This window comes from Bartonella refiksaydamii (assembly GCF_902652675.1).
Classification (GTDB): Bacteria; Pseudomonadota; Alphaproteobacteria; order Rhizobiales; family Rhizobiaceae; genus Bartonella; species Bartonella refiksaydamii.
In genome coordinates this window covers 1-1,340 of record NZ_LR736367.1, presented here as the reverse complement: position 1 = coordinate 1,340, position 1,340 = coordinate 1, and the positions used below count along the sequence as shown (strand labels likewise).

Sequence of the window (1,340 nt, the reverse complement as noted above, 5' to 3'; positions counted from 1 at the left end):
AACACCATCACTATTTGCAATACTGATGCTTGTTCCATCTTTCTCACCACCAATCATGATAACTTTTGTCTTCTCGTCTTGCTTAACTAGACTATCACCTTCCACTTTGCTAATCGCATTATTGACTTGATTGGTAATCTCATTGGTAACTTTGTCACCAAAACTTGTGAAAGCACTACTAACACCTGTAAAAGCTTCCGCAACACTCGCATAGCTCTTCTCACTTTCCTTACCATTTGCATCAAACGTTTTTACTGTAAATGTTGGAGCTGTCCATGTGCCTTCCTCATACCCAGCTCCGCCACCTAAATAACTAGCAACCTTATTATTCGTTTCAAAAAGCTGATTACCTGTAACTGCATCTGTAGAGGTTGATGAAAGATCTCCATTCGCAAGAAATGTGATCTTGCTGCTCGTCTTTGCATCTCCCTCACCATGCTTGGCTACAAAGGCATTATCCTCCTTGCTCCACGAAAGAGAATTTTGCGCTACACCTTCTGAAACTTCTTTAATACGCGCATTCACATTCTTGATATTATCATCAAGTCCTGTGAAGGCTGCTCCGACATCGTTAAAGGTAGCACTTGATACCAAACCATTTTCTTCAACCTTTGATAAGCTATAAGTTGGTCCTGTAAAAGTACCGTCTTTAAAAGACGCATTACCACCTAAAAATTTAGCAACATCCTCGTTGATTTTATTAACCTGCTTACCATTGATCGTATCATGTGATTCTGAAGAAATTGTACCATCAGCAACATTATGAAGTGCAACAGGAGACTTGTCTTTACCACCCAAAGTCACACTCTTGTAATTAGTAGTGCCATTCTCATCTTCATTCTTATCGTAATGAACAACTGCTGAATCTTCTGACTGAAGACTTTTAGAAAGATCATGCAAACTTTTTTCAAGTTGCCCCTTGTTGACAGCTTCATTATCGTTAACCGCTTCCTTTACACCAGAAAGTGTACGATTAGCACCTTCATTACTTGCAATAAAAATTTCTGTACCGTCTTTCTCACCACCAATCTTGATAATCTTTGATGTTTCATCTTGTTTAACAAGGCTATCACTGACAACATTGCTAATCTCATTGTTAATCTCTTTATGAACATTCGTGATAGAACTGCTAACACCTGCTATTGCATCCGCAACATTACTGTACTTTTCCTCCGCCGCATTCCCTTCAGCATCAAATGTTTTAACTATGAAACCTGGGGGTGTCCATTGACCATCCTTATACCCAGCACCACCACCTAAATAAGTGGCAACCTTACTATTCGTCTCAAAAAGCTGATTACCTGTAACTGCATCCGTTGAACCTTTAGTAATATTACCAT

General features: G+C 39.3%; 1 pseudogene. It reads right to left on the bottom strand.

Going from position 1 to position 1,340, the window contains the following annotated elements:
- Positions 1-1,340: pseudogene (locus GQO39_RS08930) on the bottom strand (Vomp family autotransporter); the annotation flags it as partial.